The sequence below is a fragment of the Marinococcus halophilus genome (assembly GCF_002265875.1).
In the GTDB taxonomy this organism is placed as follows: Bacteria; Bacillota; Bacilli; order Bacillales; family Marinococcaceae; genus Marinococcus; species Marinococcus halophilus.
The window spans coordinates 1-695 of sequence record NZ_NPFA01000053.1; the positions used below are offsets into that span (position 1 = coordinate 1).

1 protein-coding gene is annotated in these 695 nt (G+C 57.1%); it reads right to left on the reverse strand.

Features of this window, described 5'->3' with window-relative positions; genetic code table 11:
- Nucleotides 1-88 precede the first annotated feature (88 nt).
- Nucleotides 89-695 (reverse strand): transposase (locus CHL76_RS16705; RefSeq protein ID WP_143747489.1); only part of this gene is annotated, 607 nt, incomplete at its 5' end.

A 695-nucleotide genomic window follows, 5' to 3' on the forward strand; every position in this document is an offset into this window, starting at 1 on the left:
TTATGTTGCAGTTTTGAAAACAATTGTTGGTCATGGATTTAAATATTGGAAATCATCGACAATATCATCCAACCGATGGCTTTGCGGGTCAGGCCACGMGGTARGYKTYATACACGCTYTCCAGGGTCGCGCCCGCCYGGGCGCGCTGGTAAATATCCGCAATCTCCCGTCGCCGGTGGTCCTGGTGGCTGGCATGAAAGGCCTCGCTGATGGTRCCCGCAAACGYCCAGGCCAGCAGCAGCCAGGCGGTTTGGAGRAGCAGCAGGTAGCGTCGGATCGCTGAAGCGCTCCGCAGTCGGTACCCGCCCATCGACAGCTTGCCCTTGGCTTCCTGAAAAAAGGTTTCAATTGCCCACCGGTGCTGATACCAGGATAAGACGTCCTCCGCAGTCATCGAGGAATCGGTGGAAAAGAAAAACCGGTACGCTTCGTGAGAAGCAAAAGCTCGGGAACCAACGACGACGCCTGAAAGGCCGCCTTTCAACCGTCCCTGAAACCGAACCATTTCATACGTGGTAGCCCGGACGGTCACAAGGTCCGGATCTTTCACCTGCCGGGCCCGTTGGGCCCAGTCTCTGGCTGGTAGCGGCATGGGGTCCGTCTCGAGCACCCGGTTGCTTTTAATGGCACCGATAAAATGCCAGCCCCGGTCCCGGACGGTACGGATCAGTTTTTCCGATGCGTACCAGCTGTCA